18 protein-coding genes are annotated in these 17192 nt (G+C 69.4%); 9 read left to right on the top strand and 9 right to left on the bottom strand.

The window, feature by feature from the left end; translation table 11 throughout:
• Positions 1-253 precede the first annotated feature (253 nt).
• The 7 genes from ACIBTM_RS11865 to ACIBTM_RS11835 are packed head-to-tail and all read left to right on the top strand — an operon-like array spanning position 254 to position 7002.
• Positions 254-1258 carry an ABC transporter substrate-binding protein gene (locus tag ACIBTM_RS11865; RefSeq protein ID WP_395876462.1) on the top strand — a complete coding sequence of 335 codons (1005 nt, stop codon included), beginning with the start codon at positions 254-256 and terminating at the stop codon, positions 1256-1258.
• Positions 1255-2208 carry an ABC transporter permease gene (locus ACIBTM_RS11860; RefSeq protein ID WP_395876461.1) on the top strand — a complete coding sequence of 318 codons (954 nt, stop codon included), beginning with the start codon at positions 1255-1257 and terminating at the stop codon, positions 2206-2208. The genes ACIBTM_RS11865 and ACIBTM_RS11860 overlap by 4 nt, the downstream gene beginning before the upstream one ends.
• Positions 2205-2993 (top strand): ABC transporter ATP-binding protein, encoded by a 789-nt coding sequence (locus ACIBTM_RS11855; RefSeq protein WP_395876460.1) that lies wholly within the window; start codon positions 2205-2207, stop codon positions 2991-2993. The genes ACIBTM_RS11860 and ACIBTM_RS11855 overlap by 4 nt, the downstream gene beginning before the upstream one ends.
• Positions 2994-2995: 2 nt before the next feature.
• Positions 2996-5608, top strand: coding sequence for a nitrate- and nitrite sensing domain-containing protein (locus tag ACIBTM_RS11850; RefSeq protein ID WP_395876459.1), 2613 nt, complete (start codon positions 2996-2998; stop codon positions 5606-5608).
• Entirely contained in the window at positions 5605-6030 is a 426-nt protein-coding gene (locus tag ACIBTM_RS11845; protein WP_005156032.1) for a roadblock/LC7 domain-containing protein, read from the top strand. The genes ACIBTM_RS11850 and ACIBTM_RS11845 overlap by 4 nt, the downstream gene beginning before the upstream one ends.
• 20 nt (positions 6031-6050) lie before the next feature.
• The gene (locus tag ACIBTM_RS11840; RefSeq protein ID WP_395876458.1) at positions 6051-6431 is read left to right on the top strand and encodes a DUF742 domain-containing protein; all 381 of its coding nucleotides are present in this window, start codon (positions 6051-6053) and stop codon (positions 6429-6431) included.
• Positions 6409-7002 carry a GTP-binding protein gene (locus ACIBTM_RS11835; RefSeq protein ID WP_395876457.1) on the top strand — a complete coding sequence of 198 codons (594 nt, stop codon included), beginning with the start codon at positions 6409-6411 and terminating at the stop codon, positions 7000-7002. Before ACIBTM_RS11840 ends, ACIBTM_RS11835 begins: the two co-directional genes overlap by 23 nt.
• A 78-nt stretch (positions 7003-7080) precedes the next feature.
• Here ACIBTM_RS11835 and ACIBTM_RS11830 read toward each other — a convergent pair whose 3' ends face one another.
• A complete protein-coding gene (locus ACIBTM_RS11830; RefSeq protein ID WP_038507949.1) occupies positions 7081-7701 on the bottom strand; it encodes a TetR/AcrR family transcriptional regulator in 621 nt (206 codons plus the stop codon).
• Between the two features lie 89 nt (positions 7702-7790).
• Here ACIBTM_RS11830 and ACIBTM_RS11825 point away from each other — a divergent pair, with 89 nt between their 5' ends.
• A complete protein-coding gene (locus ACIBTM_RS11825; protein WP_395876456.1) occupies positions 7791-8882 on the top strand; it encodes a lipase family protein in 1092 nt (363 codons plus the stop codon).
• 57 nt (positions 8883-8939) lie between these two features.
• Here ACIBTM_RS11825 and ACIBTM_RS11820 read toward each other — a convergent pair whose 3' ends face one another.
• Genes ACIBTM_RS11820 through ACIBTM_RS11795 form a run of 6 tightly spaced genes read right to left on the bottom strand, consistent with a single transcriptional unit; the run spans position 8940 to position 13361 of the window.
• Entirely contained in the window at positions 8940-9644 is a 705-nt protein-coding gene (locus ACIBTM_RS11820; RefSeq protein WP_395876455.1) for an urease accessory protein UreD, read from the bottom strand.
• Entirely contained in the window at positions 9641-10354 is a 714-nt protein-coding gene (gene ureG, locus ACIBTM_RS11815; RefSeq protein WP_395876454.1) for an urease accessory protein UreG, read from the bottom strand. Before ureG ends, ACIBTM_RS11820 begins: the two co-directional genes overlap by 4 nt.
• Positions 10344-11018 carry an urease accessory protein UreF gene (locus ACIBTM_RS11810; protein WP_395876453.1) on the bottom strand — a complete coding sequence of 225 codons (675 nt, stop codon included), beginning with the start codon at positions 11016-11018 and terminating at the stop codon, positions 10344-10346. Before ACIBTM_RS11810 ends, ureG begins: the two co-directional genes overlap by 11 nt.
• Positions 11019-11031: 13 nt before the next feature.
• Complete coding sequence (locus tag ACIBTM_RS11805) at positions 11032-12753, bottom strand: urease subunit alpha (protein WP_395876452.1); 1722 nt, start codon at positions 12751-12753, stop codon at positions 11032-11034.
• Positions 12753-13046 (bottom strand): urease subunit beta, encoded by a 294-nt coding sequence (locus ACIBTM_RS11800; protein ID WP_395876451.1) that lies wholly within the window; start codon positions 13044-13046, stop codon positions 12753-12755. Before ACIBTM_RS11800 ends, ACIBTM_RS11805 begins: the two co-directional genes overlap by 1 nt.
• A 12-nt stretch (positions 13047-13058) precedes the next feature.
• On the bottom strand, positions 13059-13361 hold the full coding sequence (locus ACIBTM_RS11795) for an urease subunit gamma (protein ID WP_395876450.1): 303 nt from the start codon (positions 13359-13361) through the stop codon (positions 13059-13061).
• 291 nt (positions 13362-13652) lie between these two features.
• On the opposite strand from ACIBTM_RS11795, the gene ACIBTM_RS11790 reads away from it, so the two are divergent.
• Positions 13653-14804 (top strand): citrate synthase 2, encoded by a 1152-nt coding sequence (locus tag ACIBTM_RS11790; RefSeq protein WP_378372265.1) that lies wholly within the window; start codon positions 13653-13655, stop codon positions 14802-14804.
• A gap of 51 nt (positions 14805-14855) precedes the next feature.
• Here the strand turns inward: ACIBTM_RS11790 and ACIBTM_RS11785 are convergent, their stop codons facing one another.
• Entirely contained in the window at positions 14856-15446 is a 591-nt protein-coding gene (locus ACIBTM_RS11785; RefSeq protein WP_395876787.1) for a TetR/AcrR family transcriptional regulator, read from the bottom strand.
• A gap of 17 nt (positions 15447-15463) precedes the next feature.
• Entirely contained in the window at positions 15464-17155 is a 1692-nt protein-coding gene (locus ACIBTM_RS11780; RefSeq protein WP_395876449.1) for an SDR family oxidoreductase, read from the bottom strand.
• Between the last annotated feature and the right edge of the window lie 37 nt (positions 17156-17192).

The following is a 17192-nucleotide window of genomic DNA, read 5'->3' as shown; positions in this document are numbered from 1 at the left end:
AATCGTGCAAGAGCCGACGATCACACTAGGTAGACCTTGCGCCACTCGATAGGATCGCCGCCGAGAGCAACGGGGTGATCACCTCTATCCAATATGTTCAGAGGTTTGGATGGGACGGCCGGGTGTGCGGCCGCACCATCCGCCATTGCCGGCCAGGCTTCCGGGAGGGAGTCCGACACCGGTCGATCAGTCCTGCGCTCGAACCGCCGGAACTTTCCACGCCCGAGTTACTCCCCTTCCCCAGGAGTGCGTTGTGATTTCCCGTTCCCGCCGTCTGATGACGGCGTTGTTGTGCGCCCTTTCGCTGGCGGGCGTGACCGCCCTTTCGGCTTGTTCCGACAGTACGGCCGCTTCCGGCACCAAGGTCACGATCGGTTACAGCGCCTGGCCGGGCTGGTTCCCGTGGGCGGTGGCCCAGGAGAAGGGCCTCTTCGAGAAGAACGGCGTCAACGTCGACCTGAAGTGGTTCGACAGCTACACCGAAAGCATCAACGCCCTCTCCTCGGGCGCGATCGACGCCAACAGCCAGACCCTGAACGACACCCTCGCGTCGGTCAGCGGTGGCGCGAAGCTGTCGGTGGTGCTGGTCAACGACAACTCGACCGGTAACGACAAGATCATCGCCCGCGAGGGCATCACCGGCGTCGCCGACCTCAAGGGCAAGAAGATCGCCGTCGAACAGGGCACCGTCGACCACTACCTCCTGCTGCTCGCGCTGCAGGAGGCGAAGCTGACCGAGAAGGACGTCGAACTGGTCCCGCTGCTGACCGACGCCGCCGCGGCCGCGTTCGTCGGCGGGCAGGTCGACGCCGTCGCCGCCTTCGCCCCCTTCACCTCGAAGGCGCTCGAGCGCCCCGGCAGCCGCGCGATCGCGACGTCCGCCGAGTTCCCCGGCGCCATCCCGGACCATCTCGTCGTGTCCGAGCAGATGTCGAAGGAGCGCAAGAAGGAGGTCCAGGCGCTGGTGAACACCTGGTTCGAGACGATCGAGTGGATCAAGCAGAACCGGGACGAGGCCGTGCGGATCATGGCGAAACGCGGCGCCGTGTCGATCGACGAGTACAAGTCCTACGACGCGGGCACCACGATCTTCACCAAGCAGCAGAACCTCGACGCGTTCACCCCCGGCGTCACCCCCGCCCACCTGAACTTCCAGGCTGGCAAGATCGCCGACTTCATCGTCTCCAACGGCCTCGCGCCGAGCCGGCCGAACTTCGACGGGCTGTTCGACGACCAGTACGTCAAGGCGGTGAAGTGAGCACCACGGACGCCGCGAAGCAGGCAGCTCAGCGGGCGGACGCCGCTGACGAGGCCGAAGCGCGCCGTCTCGAAGACGAGCAGCGGCTCGCCGAAGCGCAGGAAGAGCGGCGTGGCGCGCGGCCGGACTGGTCGCCGCTGCCCCGCCGGGCGGGCCTCAAGCCGAACGCCTCGCCGCTGCTCTCGCTCCGGACGCCGATCCCCGCCCGCTGGCGGTGGACGCTGGCGGCGGCCTCGTTCGTGATCCCGCTGCTGATCTGGGTGACGCTGAACGCGCTGGGCACGATCAAGCCGATGTTCCTCCCGACGCCGGTCGCGGTGTTCGACGCGCTGGTGAAGATGATCGAGTCGGGTGAACTGTTCACCGACCTCTGGGCCACCACCCAGCGGGTGCTGCTCGGCTTCGGGCTGGCGGTGCTCGTCTCGATCCCGCTCGGCATCGTGATGGGGACGTTCGACGCGGGGCTGGCACTGTTCGAGCCGGTCATCGCGATGCTGCGCTACCTGCCGGCGAGCGCGTTCATCCCGCTGCTGATGATCTGGCTCGGCCTCGGCGAGCCGTCGAAGGTCGCCGTGCTGTTCCTCGGCACGGTCTTCTTCAACACGCTGATGACCGCCGACGCCGTCCGCGGGGTGCCGCGTTCCCTGATCGACGTGTCCTACACACTCGGCGCGCGGCGCGGCGAGGTGCTGCGCAAGGTGATCGTCCCGCACGCGCTGCCCGGCATGATCGACGCGACCCGCGTCAACGCGGCGGCCGCGTGGAACTTCGTGGTGGTCGCCGAACTGATCAACGCCACCGCCGGGCTCGGCCTGCGGATCATGCGGGCGCAGCGGTTCACCCAGACCGACCGGATCTTCGCGCTGCTGGTCGTGATCGGCCTGCTCGGCCTGGTCATCGACATCGCGCTGCGGCTCCTGCGGGCCAGGGTCGGGAAGTGGGCGGCATGACGCTTCAGCTGAAAGCGGTCGCCAAGGACTACACGGTCCGTGGCAAGACCACCCGCGCGCTCGACGGGATCGACCTGGACATCGCGCGCGGCGACTTCGTCTGCGTGGTCGGCGCGAGCGGGTCCGGCAAATCGACCCTGCTGTCGCTGATCGCCGGCCTGACCGAACCGACCGAGGGCCTGATCACCCTCGACGGCGACGCCGTGACCGGGCCCGGCCCGGATCGCGGGCTGGTGTTCCAGCACGGCGCGCTGTACCCGTGGCGCACCGTGGAGAGCAACGTCGCGTTCGGGCTCGAACTGCTGAGCATCGACAAGGCGGAGCGAGCGCGCCGGATCGACTGGTATCTCGAAGAAACCGGGCTCGACCAGCTGAGGAAGTCTTTGCCCAAACAGCTTTCCGGCGGGCAGAAACAGCGGGTCGCCATCGCGCGGGCGCTGGTGTGCGAGCCCGACGTACTGCTGCTGGACGAACCTTTCGGGGCACTGGACGTCCAGACCAAAGAGGACATGCAGGTCCTGATCCGCCGGATCTGGACCGACACGCACACCACCGTGCTGATGGTGACCCACGACGTCGAGGAGGCCGTTTTCCTCGGCGAGCGCGTCGTGGTGCTGGCCTCGGACCCGGGCCGGGTGGCCGCGGACATCGCGGTCGACCTGCCCGGTGAACGCGACCTCGCGGTCAAACGCGCGCCCGAGTTCGTCTCGCTGCGCGCGTCCATCGAAGACCTCGTCCGGGAGCAGCACCGCGGACACCTCGGGCGGAGCCGGGGAGAAAGGTGACCATGAGGCACGGGAAGTCCCGGCCCGAACGCAGCCGGCGTTCCGGGTTGCTCGGCAGACTCGGCATCCGTGGCAAGCTCAACCTGCTCCTGATGTTGCCGCTGACCGCCGTGGTCCTGGTGTCGGTGCCTTACGTCGCCGGGGAGATCGACGACGCCCGGTCCGCCCGCACCACCGCCGACGTCGCGTCCCAGGCCCGCGCGCTCGGCACCCTCGCCTGGGAACTGCAGCGGGAACGGCTGCTGACGGCGCACTACATCGCGTCCTCGTCGGCGAGCAGTTCGGCGATGCTGAAGCAGCAGGGCGTGGTCGCGGAAACGGTGAACCAGGTGCGGTCGGGGCTGAGCGCCGACGCGCCGGAAGAACTCGCGGCGGCGCTGGTGCGCATCGGATCGCTGAACGAGATCCGGGAGAACGCGCTGCGGCGCGGTGCCTCACTCGACAGCGTGGCGCGGACTTATCACGCGGTGATCGACGCGGTCATCAACTCGCTCCGCCTCGTCCCGCAGCAGACCAGTGACGCGGAGGGTACCCAGCAGCTGACGGCGCTCGACGCGCTGCTGCGCGCGAACGAAGAGAACTCGTTGCGCGGGATGGCGTTGATCATCACGCTGGTCACCCCCGAATCGGGGACGCCGGTGCTCGCGGACGCGAAGCAGCAGTCGTCGCTGTTCCTCGAACGGTTCGTGCAGCAGGCCGACGTCAGCCAGGCCACGCAGGTCGTCGCGGTCGAGCAGGGTGAGACGGGCCGCCGGGTCGACGCGCTGGAGGCCAGGCTCCCCGAAGCTCGCGGCCCGCAGGCCGTGCAGAGCCTGCTGCCCGACATCCTCGGCGCCGTCGACGCCCAGTCGAACCAGCGGCGGCTCGCCCAGGACGCGGTCACCACCGGCATCACCGACGCGGCGACCGCGCGAGCGGACGCGGCGCAGAACCTGGCGTGGACGATCGGTATCGGCGCCGGTGTGCTGTTCCTGCTGGTCGGTGGTCTCGCGATCGCGGTCAGCCGGTCGATCGCGGATCCGCTGCGGAAGCTGACCACGGCGGCGACGTCGGTCGCGGACCTCGCGAGCACCGAACTGGTCCGCGTCACCGACACCGAGCAGGCGGAAGAACTCGCGCCGCGGCTGGCCACCATCGACGTGTCCTCGCAGGACGAACTCGGCAAGCTGGCCGAGGCGTTCAACCGGGTGCAGGCCACCGCGGCCGAACTGGTGGAACGGCAGGCCGTCACGCGGCGCAACGTCGGCCTCATGTTCGCCAACGTCGCGAAGCGCACGCAGAACCTGGTGGGCAGGCAGCTGGCGCTGGTCGACGAGCTGGAGCGCAACGAGCAGGACGTCGCCCTGCTGGCGAGCCTCTACCGGCTCGACCACCTCTCCACCCGCCTGCGCCGGAACGCGGACAACCTGCTCGTCGTCTCGGGAAACCGGGACGAGGCAAGGATTTCCGGTCCGATCGAGTTGTCGACGGCGCTGCGTTCGGCGCTCGCGGAGATCGAGGACTACCAGCGGGTGCGGCTCGGCTCGATGGGCGACGTCCTGCTGTCCTCGCCGTTCGGCTCCGATCTGGTGCTGATCTTCGCCGAGCTGCTGGAGAACGCGACGTCGTTCTCCCCACCGGAGTCCTTTGTGGACGTCGGCACGAAGATCCTGCCCGACGGCTCCTGCCTGATCGTGATCGTGGACCAGGGCATCGGCATGACCGCCGAACGGCTCGCCGAGGAGAACCGGCGGCTGGTCGAGCGCGAGCGGCTCGAACTGGCGCCGACCAGCGTGCTCGGGCTGTTCGTGGTCGGACGGCTCGCGCGGCGGCACGGGCTCAAGGTCGAGCTGACCGAGACCGAGCCGGGCGCGGGTATCACCGCGCGGCTCACCGTCCCGCCGGATCTGCTGACCTACCGGCCGCCCACGCCGAAGTCCGTCCCGGCGCCGCCGGCGTGGCCGACGGTGGAACCGAGCGACGAGCCGGAACCGCTGCGGCTCGCGGCTCCGAGCGAACCGCCGACGCTGGCGATCGCCGGGATGATCCCGCGCGACGGCCAGCAGCCGAGGGACTTCCGGTGGTTCCGCAAGACCGACGGGGCGATCCCGGAACCGGCGCCGCCACCACCACCGCCCGCACCCGTGCCCGAGCCCGTGTACCACGCACCCGCGCCGACGCTCACCGCCGCCGCCCCCGGCGAGACCCGGGGCGGGCTGCGGCGGCGGGTCAAGGGCGCGCAGCTTCCCGGTGCCCCCGAAGCGCCGTCGCGGCAGAAGTCCAGGCATGATCCAGAAGCGGCCAAAGCGGCCTTCGACGGCTTCGAGGCCGGACTCGCGAAGGCCACCGCACCGCCACCACCGGCCGCCGCACCGGCACCGATGCCGACCCCGACACCGGTGCCCGCCGCTTCCCGCGGCGGTCTCACCCGGCGGGTCCCGGGCGCGCAGCTGGCGCCGGGGCTGGCGAAAGGTCCGGCCGCGCGGCACCAGACCGCGCGGGCGGCGCTGAACACCACCAAGCCCAAGGGCATGCGTGACCCCGAGGCCGAGCGTGCCGCGTTCGACGCCTTCAGTAACGGGTTGGAGAAAGCCGTCAACCCGGAGATGCAACAGAGAGAGAAGAGCAAGAGATGACGACCGGAGTCAGCGTCGAAGCCCGGAACTTCAACTGGTTGGTGACGCGCTTCGCGCAGAACACGGCGAGCGCGATGGGCGCGATCGCCGTCTCGGCCGACGGCCTGCTGATCGCGATGTCGTCCGAGCTGGAACGGGCCAACGCCGACCGGCTGGCCGCGATCTGCTCGGCGATGCTCGGCCTCGCGCACGGTGTCTCCGAGAGCCACCCGCTCGGTTCGCCCGACAAGATCATCATCGAGCTGGAGCAGGGCTACCTGCTGGTCTGCACGATCAGCATCGGTTGTTCGCTCGGTGTGCTCGCCACCAAGCAGGCCAGCCTCGGCACGATCGCCTACGAGATGGCGATGTTCGCCAACCGGGCCACCGAGGTGCTCACCCCCGCGCTGATCGAGGAACTCAAGAAGAGCGTCGGCAGCTGAACTGACGAGGGGACAAGGGAATGAGCGACGATCAGGTACCCCAGCCGCGAGGTGCCGAACAGGGCATCTCGCCGCTACGCCCGTATCTGCTCACCGCCGGCCGCGCGCAGCCGGTGGACGGCACGCTCGAAATCGAGGCTCAGGTGCTCACCAGCAGGCTCGGTGCGGCGTCGAACGCGAGGCTGACCTTCGAACGACGGGAGATCGTTTCCCTTTGCCGGGAAACGAAATCCGTCGCCGAAGTGGCGGCGATGCTCGGCCTGCACATCGGCGTGGCCAGGGTGCTCGTGGCGGATCTCGCCGCGCTCGGCTACGTCGTCCTCCGCCGCCCGGCGGGAGCCTTCACCCAGGACCTCGGCATGATCGAAAGGGTCATTCGTGGACTCGAAGCAATTCGCTGAACCGGCGTCGGTCAAGCCGCCGACACCGGTCAAGATCGTCATCGCCGGCGGGTTCGGGGTCGGCAAGACGACCACCGTCGGCGCGATCTCCGAGATCAAACCGCTGACCACCGAGGCCGCCATGACCTCGGCGGGTGCGGCCGTCGACGGCTCCGGCGGGGACGTGCCGTCGAAGACCACCACCACGGTGGCGCTGGACTTCGGCTGCATCACCATCGACGAAGAGGTGAAGCTGTATCTCTTCGGCACGCCGGGGCAGGACCGGTTCGGGTTCATGTGGCACGACCTGGTGCTGGGCGCGCTCGGCGCGCTCGTCATCGTCGACACCCGGCGGCTCGACGACTGCTACCCGGCCGTCGACTACTTCGAGAAGGCCGGGCTGCCGTTCGTGGTCGGGGTGAACGTCTTCGACGGCTCGCTCAAGCACGACCTCGAAGACGTGCGCTGGGCGCTCGCGGTGAGCGAGGACGTCCCGCTGATCACGTTCGACGCGCGGCAGCGCCTCTCGGTACGGGACGCGCTGCTGGCCGTGCTGCACAACACCTTCCGGCGGGCGTCCGCCGCCTCCTGACGCTGCCCCGAGTGTCATGAAAGGGTCGTTCCTGACGTCTTTCGTCCTGAACGACCCTTTCCTGACATCCGGCGGGGGTCAAGCGGGCCGGGTGATGGCGGCCAGCATCAGGGCCCGGAGTTCGGCCGCGACGTCGGCCACCGGCAGCGGCGGCGTATGCGCCTGCCACTCGCGCAGCAGGCCGGTCGCCGCGCCGACGAGCGCGATCGCCGTCAGGTGGTAGTCGCGATCGGGCGCCACCCCGTGCACGGCGGCGTGCCGGGCCTCGGCTTCGATGAACGCGGCCCACCGGTCGACCCATTCCTGGTGCTGCGCCTCCAGCGCGGCGCTGACCCCGACGGCCTCGACGTAGTTGAGCCGCGGCATCCGGGGATCCGAGGTGACCGTGCTGACGAAGACGTCCAGCAGCGTCCCGATCCGGGTGACCGCGTCGGCGTCCTCCAGGCGTTCCAGGGTGCCGGTGACGTGCTCCAGCGCGAGCGCGTTGATGCGCTCGTGCAGGGTCAGCAGCACCTTCTCCTTGCTCTCGAACTCCTCGTAGAAGTTCCGCGTCGAGACGCCGGCGCGGGTGCACAACTCGGTGATCTTCGCCTGCTGGTAGCCCGTCGAGGTGAACAGGTCCAGGGCCGCCAGGAGCAGGCGTTCACGCCGTTCGGCGCGCCGTTGCTCGGGCGCGACCCCGCCGTAGGTGCGGGCCACTCGACCTCCCGATTCGGTAACAGGGATTGCCAGATGCTAGCAACAGCGCCTACATTGCGAAAATCTCGATTACCAAACTGGAGGCAACGGTGCTTCGGACAGTTCTGGTCTCAGCCCTCGCAGCCACCCTGATCGCCGCGCCCGCCGCGCAAGCCGCGCCGAGCGCGCCCGGGGACCTGGTCGACTACAAATCGGTCATCGCCACCGCCCCGGCGAAGGCATGGAAACTCCACTACCGCTCCACCTCGGCGACGGGGCAGCCGAACACGGTGTCGGGCATCCTGCTGGTCCCGCACGCGCCCTGGACGAAGGGCGCGCGCCCGCTGGTCAGCTACGCCGTCGGCACCCACGGCCTCGGCGACCGCTGCGCGCCGTCGACCCGGCTGACGAACGGGTCCGAGAACGAAGTCCTCCTGATGAGCCAAGCGCTCTCGCGAGGCTGGGCCGTCGTCGTGACCGACTACGAAGGCCTGGGCACCCCGGGCACGCACACTTACGCCGTCGGCCAGTCCGAGGGCCGGGCCGTCCTCGACGCCGCCCGCGCCGCTTCCCGGGTCCCCGAAGCGGGCCTGTCCAGTACCGGACCTGTCGGCGTTTTCGGCTACTCGCAGGGCGGCCAGGCCGCGGCTTTCGCCGGCGAACTGCAGCCGTCCTACGCGCCCGACGTCAACCTGGTCGGCGTCGCGGAAGGCGGGGTCCCGGCGGATCTGAACGCGGTCCTGAAGTTCAACGACGGCGGTCCGGCGTTCGGGCTGGTGCTCGGCGCCGCCGTCGGCTACGCGACCGCGTATCCGGAACTGCCGTTCACCGAGGTGCTCAACGCGAAGGGCGAGAAGGCCGTCGCGAAGGTCAAGGAAGCGTGCACCGTCGAACTCGGCGCGGCGGCGCCTTTCGCGCGGCTCAACGACTTCACGACCGTGCCGAACGTTTCGTCGGACCCGCGCTGGCAGGCCCGGCTCGGCGAGAACCTGGCGGGCAAGACCAAACCGGGCGCGCCGGTCTTCCTGTACCACGCGTCGCTGGACGAACTGATCCCGCTTTCGGTCGGCAAGGGCCTGCGCGACCGCTACCAGGCCCTCGGCGCCGACGTCACCTGGCAGGAATTCCCGCTGCTGGAACACATCGGCGGCGTGTCGGCGGGCGGCCCGGTCGCGATGACCTGGCTGGGCACCAAGTTCTGACGGGGAGTCGGTCCGTGAAGGCCTCCTTGAGGGACCCAGAGTCCCTCAAGGAGGCCTTCACGGACTTTCGAAGACCCGGAGCGCGGTCACGGCATCCGGTGCCAAGGAAGTCGTGAGCGTCCCACCAGCGGCGAGCGAGGTACGCGACCACCACTCACCGGAAGCCTCAGGCACCACAGGCCCCCCGACGACCAGATCGGTCGCCAGCACCCGGCGCCCGGCCAGATGCGCGAGACTCGCGTCCAAAGTGGAGTCCCCGATCTCCAAAGTCTGCCGCAGCACCGGAAGTTCACCCCGCGTCACATGCTGGGTCGTCACCAAGGAGCCGGGCCGTTCACCCGCCCGCCCGAGCACCAGCACCTCGCGCGTGTGCAAGTAGGCCTCCGCGGCCAGCGAGGCCCGGAACACGGCGGTATGCCGGGCGCGGGCGGTCACCACGGTCGGCTCCGGCAAGTACGCCAAAGACCCACCATCGTCCACGGCGATGTCCACAAGGGACGAACTCCCCTCACCGTGCAACCCGGGCAAAGCGATCGTCGCCGCCACCCCGGAAAGCCGCAGCGAAGCACCAGGACCGACACGAATGGTCAGCCGCAGCTCGTCCCCGCCCAGCGGCGAGGTCGCCGAGTTGACCAGGTGTACCACCGCCGTCGCACCGGTGCCCCGTTTGGGAAGGAGCGTGAGCGGCGCCATCGAGCGCAGTTCACGCAGTACGGTCCGGCCGCCCTCGAAGCAGGCGGTCAGCCGCGCGTGTGCCTTCACCCCGCGCGGACCGGGAGCAGCGAGCGGACCCAGTCCGCGACCGCCGGCGCGTCGGGAGTGTCCACAAGGGACTGGGTGATCACCGGCAGCTCGCCCCGCATCCGATGCGCGTCCGAGGTCATCACGTCCATGTCCGCCCCGACCAGATGCGCGATGTCGATCTTGTTGATCACCAGCAGATCCGCCGTCGTGACCCCCGGACCGCCCTTGCGCGGCACCTTGTCGCCACCGGCGACGTCGACCACGAACACCTGGCTGTCGGCGAGCCCCCGGCTGAACACCGCGGTGAGGTTGTCCCCGCCGCTTTCGATGATCACCAGGTCCAGCCCGGGGAACCGTTCCTCCAGCCGTTCGACCGCGTCGAGGTTGGCGGTGATGTCGTCGCGGATCGCGGTATGCGGGCAGGCGCCGGTCTGCACGGCCTCGATCCGCTCCGGGTCGAGCACCCCGGCCTTGCGCAGGAAGTCGGCGTCCTCGGTGGTGTAGATGTCGTTGGTGACGACGGCGAGGTTCACCTCGTCGCCGAGCGCCCGGCACAGCGCCGCGGTGAGCGCGGTCTTCCCGCTCCCCACCGGCCCGCCGATCCCGATCCGGTACGCGCGCCCGGCGGTCGGCGCCTGCTCGTAGTGGTCGGGTTCCGCGGCGGTCGGGTCGAAGTTGACCGGATGCACATGTCCGTGACCGTGTCCGTGACCATGCTCAGCTGGCAAAGAGACGCACCTCTTCCTTGTGATGCCGGGCGTGTGCCTCGGCGAACAGATCGAGTGCCGGCGAACCCGGCGCCGGGAGATCGGCCGGATCGTCGCCCGCGACGTCGGCGGCCCGCCGGGAAACCTCCCGGACCTCCTCCGCGAGGCGGGCCACGACGGCGTTGACGGCGAACGGGTCGAGACCGAGCAGCCGTACGGCCGCGCTCGCGGGACCGCTGATCGCGAGGTAGGCCACCGCCATCGCGGCGTCGAAGGGCACGCCGACCAGCGCGCCGACGATCACCGGATGATGCGGTCGCGGAGTTTCCTTCAGCAGCTGGGAAAGCACCGGCGACGGCCAGGCCGCCTTACCCGCCCGCGCCGTCCCGCGCCCCTGTGCACGGGACGCCTCCCGCTGTGCGAGCGAAGGCGTTCTCGCATCGATTTCGAGGTCGAGCCTTCGCCAGTGTCCACTTCGGACGCCCCGCGCGGCCGCGTGCGCCGACGCGGCGGCGAACACCGCGGCCAGCGCACCCGCCGTACGCAAGCGTCCGGAGAGGAAACCCGGCAGATCGCGCTCATGTGTGATCAGCTTCCGGGTCACGGCTTCTTCGAGCCCGCCGGAGTGGACGTGCCCGCCCCCGGGGAACCGGGAGTCGGCCAAGATGATCGCCGCAGTGTTCATCAAAGAGTATCCATCAGAACAAGAAGTACCGTTGCGCCATGGGCAGTTCGGTCACCGGCCGCGGCTCGATCAGCTCGCCGTCGACGTGCACGGCGAAACTGTCCGGCTCCACCCGGATGTCCGGCGTCGCGTCGTTGAGCACCATGTCGGCCTTGCCCCGGGACCGGGTGTTCGAGATCGGCACGAGCTTCCGCGCGATGCCGAACCGCTCCGCCACCCCGCTTTCCAGCGCTTCCGGGGCCACGAAATGGAAGCTGCTCGCGGCGGCGACCACCGGCGCCGCGCCGAACATCGGCCGCGCGAGCACCGGCTGCGGCGTCGGGATGGACGCGTTCGCGTCGCCCATCGCCGCCCACGCCGGGAATCCGCCCTTGAGCACCACATGCGGCCGCACCCCGAAGAACTTCGGTTCCCACAGCACGAGATCCGCGAGCTTCCCGATCTCCACCGAGCCGATCTCGCGCTCCATGCCGTGCGCGATCGCGGGGTTGATCGTGTATTTGGCGACATAGCGACGAGCGCGCAGATTGTCGGCCGCGCCGTCGCCGGGAAGCGCGCCCCGCCGTCGTTTCATGACGTGCGCGGTCTGCCAGGTCCGGATGATCACCTCGCCGATACGGCCCATGGCCTGCGAGTCCGAGCTCATCATGGAGATCGCGCCGAGGTCGTGCAGGACGTCCTCGGCCGCGATGGTCGTCGGCCGGATCCGGCTTTCGGCGAACGCCAGATCCTCGGGCACGGACGGGTTCAGATGGTGGCAGACGACGAGCATGTCGAGATGCTCGTCGAGGGTGTTCGCGGTGTGCGGGCGCGTCGGGTTCGTCGACGACGGCAGGATGTTGGGCAGCCCGGCGACCTGGATGATGTCCGGCGCGTGCCCGCCGCCCGCGCCTTCGGTGTGGTACGCGTTGATCGACCGGCCACCGATGGCGTCCACAGTGGACTCCAGGAAGCCCGCTTCGTTCAGCGTGTCGGTGTGGATCGCCACCTGGACACCGGATTCGCCCGCCACGGTCAGGCAGGCGTCGATCGCGGCGGGGGTGCTGCCCCAGTCCTCGTGGAGTTTGAACCCGCCCGCGCCGGCGGCGAGCTGTTCGCGCAGCGCCTCGTGCCGGACGGTGTTCCCCTTGCCCAGCAACAGCACATTGACCGGCTGGCCGTCCATCGCCTGCAGCATCCGGCCCAGATTCCACGCGCCGGGTGTGACGGTGGTGGCCTTGCTGCCCTCCACCGGCCCGGTCCCGCCGCCGACGAGCGTCGTGAGCCCGGACGCCAGCGCGGTATCGGTCAGCTGCGGGCAGATGAAGTGGACGTGGCAGTCGATACCGCCCGCGGTGAGGATCTTCCCGTTGCCGGAGAGCACCTCGGTGGACGGTCCGACGACCAGCGCCGGGTCGACACCGTCCATCGTGTCCGGGTTGCCCGCCTTGCCGATACCGACGATCCGGCCGTCGCGGACACCGACGTCGGCCTTGACGATCCCCCAGTGGTCCAGGATCACCGCGCCGGTGATGATCAGGTCGGGCGCGCCTTCCGCCCGGGTCGCCATCCCCTGGCCCATGGATTCGCGGATCACCTTGCCGCCGCCGAACAGCACCTCGTCACCGCTGCCCGCCGGCCCCATGCTGCGGTCTTCGGTCACCTCGATGAGCAGATCGGTATCGGCGAGGCGGATCCGGTCGCCGGTGGTCGGGCCGAACAGTTCGGCGTACCGCTCGCGATCGATCGACGGCATCAGTGTTCCCTCCGCAATCCGGGTACCGCGCGGTTCCCGGCCAGCGGGACGAGGTCGACTTCGCGTTCGACTCCCGGCTCGAAACGCACCGACGTTCCCGCGGGCACGTCGAGCCGATGTCCACGGGCGGCTTCGCGATCGAATTCGAGCCCCGGATTGACCGCCGCGAAATGGTAGTGCGAACCGACCTGGACGGGCCGGTCGCCGAGGTTCCGCACCAGCAGCCGGACCCGCGGCCTGCCCGGGTTCAGCTCGACCGGCGCTTCACCGGTGATGATCTCTCCTGGTCGCACTCGCGGCCCTTTCTAGACGATCGGGTCGTGCACGGTGACTAGCTTCGTGCCGTCCGGGAAAGTGGCTTCGACCTGCACGGAATCGACCATCTCCGGCACTCCGTCCAGTACCTGTGCCCGGCCGAGCACCGAACGCCCGCTCGCGACGAGTTCGCTCACCGTCCGGCCGTCGCGAGCGCCTTCGAGGACGTGCTCGGTGATCAGGGCGACCGCCTCGGGATGGTTCAGCCGGACCCCGCGCTCCAGACGTTTGCGAGCTACGTCCGCGGCGACGTGGATGAGCAGTTTGTCCCGCTCCTGGGGGCTCAGGTGCATGGGGAAGGTCTATCACCGGAAACCGCCCGCCGCCGGTTCTCGAAACACAGGATTTACCTCGGCACCAGGTACACGCAAAGTGAACGCCACCGTAACTCTTCGCGTACGAAGGTACTTTTCACTGAATCGTTCTCGTAATCGTGACCGAAAGCACCACATCTTTCGATTGCCCCGCGCCGCGACGTGGAGCAAAGTTTGTCCATCCGTGCGATGAGGCGCGCCTTCGCTGCGTGTATCCCGTCCACGCATGAACACAAAGCCGGGGAATGCGCATCGAAAGGTTTCACCACAGTGAGTACCTCCACGATCAGCACCAATCAGCCGTCCGAGCAAGTCGACGACGGTTTTCGACCGGGTCTCGAAGGCGTGGTCGCCTTCAAGACCGAAATCGCCGAGCCGGACCGTGACGGCGGCGCGCTGCGTTATCGCGGTGTCGACATCGAGGATCTCGCCGGCAAGGTGACCTTCGGTGACGTCTGGGGTCTTCTCGTCGACAGCCGCTTCGGCCATGGGCTACCGCCCGCCGAGCCGTTCCCGCTGCCGGTGCACACCGGCGACGTCCGGGTCGACGTCCAGGCCGCGCTGGCCATGCTCGCCCCCATCTGGGGCTACCGGCCGCTGCTGGACATCACCGACGACGAGGCGCGCGACCAGCTGGCCCGCGCCTCGGTGATGGCGCTTTCGTACGTCGCCCAGTCCGCCCGCGGCATCGGGCAGCCCGCCGTCCCCCAGACCCGGGTCGACGAGGCGAAGTCGATCACCGAACGCTTCATGGTCCGCTGGCGCGGCGAGCCCGACCCTGCCCACGTCAAGGCCATCGACGCCTACTGGGTCTCGGCCGCCGAGCACGGTCTCAACGCCTCGACCTTCACCGCCCGGGTCATCGCCTCGACCGGCGCCGACGTCGCCGCGGCGCTGTCCGGCGCGATCGGCGCGATGTCCGGCCCGCTGCACGGCGGCGCGCCGGCGCGGGTGCTGCCGATGATCGAAGAGGTCGAGAAGACCGGTGACGCGGTCGGCCTGGTCAAGGGCATCCTGGACCGCAAGGAACGGATGATGGGCTTCGGGCACCGCGTGTACCGCGCGGAGGACCCGCGGGCACGCGTGCTGCGCCGGACCTGCCAGGAGCTCGGCGCGTCGCGCTACGAGGCGGCCGCGGAGCTGGAGCAGGTGGCGCTGAAGGAGCTGCGCGAGCGGCGTCCGGACCACCCGATCGAGACCAACGTCGAGTTCTGGGCGGCCGTGATCCTGGACTTCGCCCAGGTACCGCCGCACATGATGCCCGCGATGTTCAGCTCGGCGCGTACCGCGGGCTGGGCCGCGCACATCCTGGAGCAGAAGAAGACCGGCCGTCTCGTGCGTCCGTCGGCCAAGTACGTCGGGCCGGAGCCGCGGAAGCCGGAAGACGTCGAAGGCTGGGACCTGGTGATCAAGCAGTCCTGACGCGCGCTATGAACGGGCCGTTCCTTGCGAAATTTGCAAGGAACGGCCCGTTCATAGCATCTGAGGGACCGAAGAATCGTGCGCCGCGGTCGCCGAAAGCATGGCCGTCAGCTGATCGACCAGCCACCCGTCCAGCGCCTCGCGCGGCACGGACCGCTCCTGCAGCCAGCTCAGCAGAGCGCCCTCCACCACCGCGGTCCAGCAGCGCAAGGTCAGCAGGAACATGGGCGAAGGCTCCGACACCCCCAGCGCGCCGAGGATGAGCTCGACGGCGCGGTTGCGGACCTCGTCGATCGCCGCGTCCGTCTCCGACGTCGCGATCACCGAGCCGCTGCGCAGCAGCGCGACATAACCCGCCCGGTAGTGGTCGGCGACGTCGATCAGCCCGCGCACGGCGGCCCGGAGCCGGGTTTCCGGCGGGCCTTCCTCAAGCCCGGCCAGGCCGTCGATGAGCCCTTCGGTGACCGTTTTCAGCGCCTCGACCTGCAGCTCCCGCAGGCTCGAGAAGTACCGGTAGAACAGCGGCCGGGATACCTCGGCGCGGGCGACGATGTCGTCGACCGTGACGAGTTCGGGCGCGCGCGAGCCGAACAGGTCCAGCGCGGCACGGATCAGGTCCTCGCGGCGCGCCTCCGGCGACATCCTGCGGGGGCGTCCGGTCACGGGGTGACGTCCAGTTTCGCCGCGGCCCGCAGCAGTCCGGGGGTGAGCCGGGAGAGGACGAGCGCGGCCTTGGCCTCGGGCGTCGACGGCTGGATTGCCTTGTCCTTCTCGACGGCGCGCAGGATGTCGCGGGCGACCTTCTCCGGGCCGAAGCCGCGTTTCGCGTACAGCTTGCTGCTCGACTTCTGGCGCCGCTTCTGCTCGATGTCGTCGACGCCGACGAAACGGGTGGTGCTGGTGATATTGGTGTTCACGATGCCGGGACAGATCGCGGTGACGCCGATGTTCTCGGCGGCCAGCTCGGCCCGCAGGCAGACGCTCAGGGTCAGCACGGCGGATTTCGTGGTGGCGTAGGCGGAGAGGATCTTCGACGGCAGGTACGCGGCGGCCGAGGCGACGTTGACGATCTGGCCGCCTTCGGCCCGTTCACGCATCTGCTCGGCGAAGACGCGGCAGCCGTGGATGACGCCCCACAGGTTCACGTCGATGAGGCGTTCCCAGTCCTTCACCGTCGTGTCGAGGAACGGGCCGGACAGGCCGATCCCCGCGTTGTTGACGACGATGTCCGGGACGCCGAACTCCTCTTTGACCTGCTGGGCGAACTTCTCGACCGCTTCGGCGTCGGAGGAGTCCACTGTGTACTCGCCGACGGTCGCGCCCTTGTCCCGCAGCAGTTTCGCGGTGTCGGCGGCGGCGGAGCCGTTGATGTCGGTGATGACGACGTCCGCCCCCTTGTCCGCGAACGCGAGCGCCGTCGCGCGGCCGATCCCGCTGCCGGCGCCGGTGATCACGACGAGCTTGTGCGCGAAACCGCCCGTCCGGGCCCGTTTGAGCGCGCGGCTCTCCTCGCCGCCTTCGACGTGGTCGATCAGCTCGGCGGTGGCGTCGGCGATCACCTGGGGCTTCTCGCGGACCACCCAGTGCGTGCCGACGATCCGGCGGATCCGGAGGTCCGGCGCCCAGCGCTCGATCTCGGTCTGCAGCGGCGTGGTGACGAACTTGTCGCCGGTGGGCGCGAGCACCTGCACCGGGATTTCGGCGGGCCGCGGCTTCGGCCGGGAGAGACGCGTGAACATATTGGCGCGATACAGATTGAGGCCATATAGGCCGTCCGAAGTGGACGGTGCGGCGGCGGCCGGATCCATCCGGCCGATCAGCGCGCCCATCGCGCCGGTGCGCCAGAGCACCTGCGGGATCAGGGGGATCTGGAAGCCGAGGATGTAGGTCGAATGCGCCCACTGGACGAGCGCGTTCTTGAGGCGTTTCGGACTCGGGCGCACCTGCGCGCGGAACCACGCTCCCGCGTGGTCGAGACTCGGCCCGGAGATCGACGTGAACGACGCGAGCCGTCCGCGCAGCCTGTCCCCGGTGACCGAATGCCAGGTCTGGATCGAGCCCCAGTCGTGCGCGAGCAGGTGGACCTTGCCCTCGGGCTGGACCTCGTCGACGATCGCGGCGAGGTCTTCGGACAGCTGGTCCAGTTTGTAGGACGCGCGTCCCGAAGGCTTGTCCGAGCGGCCCGCGCCGCGGACGTCGTAGACGACCACCCGGTAGCGGCGTTCCAGCAGGGCGGCGATGCCGTCCCACATGGAGCCGTTGTCCGGGTAACCGTGGACGAGCACCACCGTGGGCGCGTCGTCGACGCCGGTCACCCGGACCGAAAGGCGGACACCGTCGCTGGCCGTCACCCACGTATGAGACACCCGCTTATCAGACACAGTGTCA

It is taken from the genome of Amycolatopsis sp. NPDC049868 (genome assembly GCF_044461365.1).
In the GTDB taxonomy this organism is placed as follows: Bacteria; Actinomycetota; Actinomycetes; order Mycobacteriales; family Pseudonocardiaceae; genus Amycolatopsis.
Note: the sequence above shows the minus strand (reverse complement) of the source record. Positions and strands in the feature narration are given on the sequence as shown.

Bases quoted from the DNA above. Each gene is read 5' to 3' on its own strand.
- ACIBTM_RS11840 (WP_395876458.1), top strand. From the start codon at position 6,051: ATGAGCGACGATCAGGTACCCCAGCCGCGAGGTGCCGAACAGGGCATC.
- ACIBTM_RS11795 (WP_395876450.1), bottom strand. From the start codon at position 13,361: ATGCACCTGAGCCCCCAGGAGCGGGACAAACTGCTCATCCACGTCGCC.
- ACIBTM_RS11805 (WP_395876452.1), bottom strand. From the start codon at position 12,753: ATGCCGTCGATCGATCGCGAGCGGTACGCCGAACTGTTCGGCCCGACC.
- ACIBTM_RS11785 (WP_395876787.1), bottom strand. From the start codon at position 15,446: ATGTCGCCGGAGGCGCGCCGCGAGGACCTGATCCGTGCCGCGCTGGAC.
- ACIBTM_RS11855 (WP_395876460.1), top strand. From the start codon at position 2,205: ATGACGCTTCAGCTGAAAGCGGTCGCCAAGGACTACACGGTCCGTGGC.
- ACIBTM_RS11845 (WP_005156032.1), top strand. From the start codon at position 5,605: ATGACGACCGGAGTCAGCGTCGAAGCCCGGAACTTCAACTGGTTGGTG.
- ACIBTM_RS11850 (WP_395876459.1), top strand. From the start codon at position 2,996: ATGAGGCACGGGAAGTCCCGGCCCGAACGCAGCCGGCGTTCCGGGTTG.
- ACIBTM_RS11810 (WP_395876453.1), bottom strand. From the start codon at position 11,018: ATGAACACTGCGGCGATCATCTTGGCCGACTCCCGGTTCCCCGGGGGC.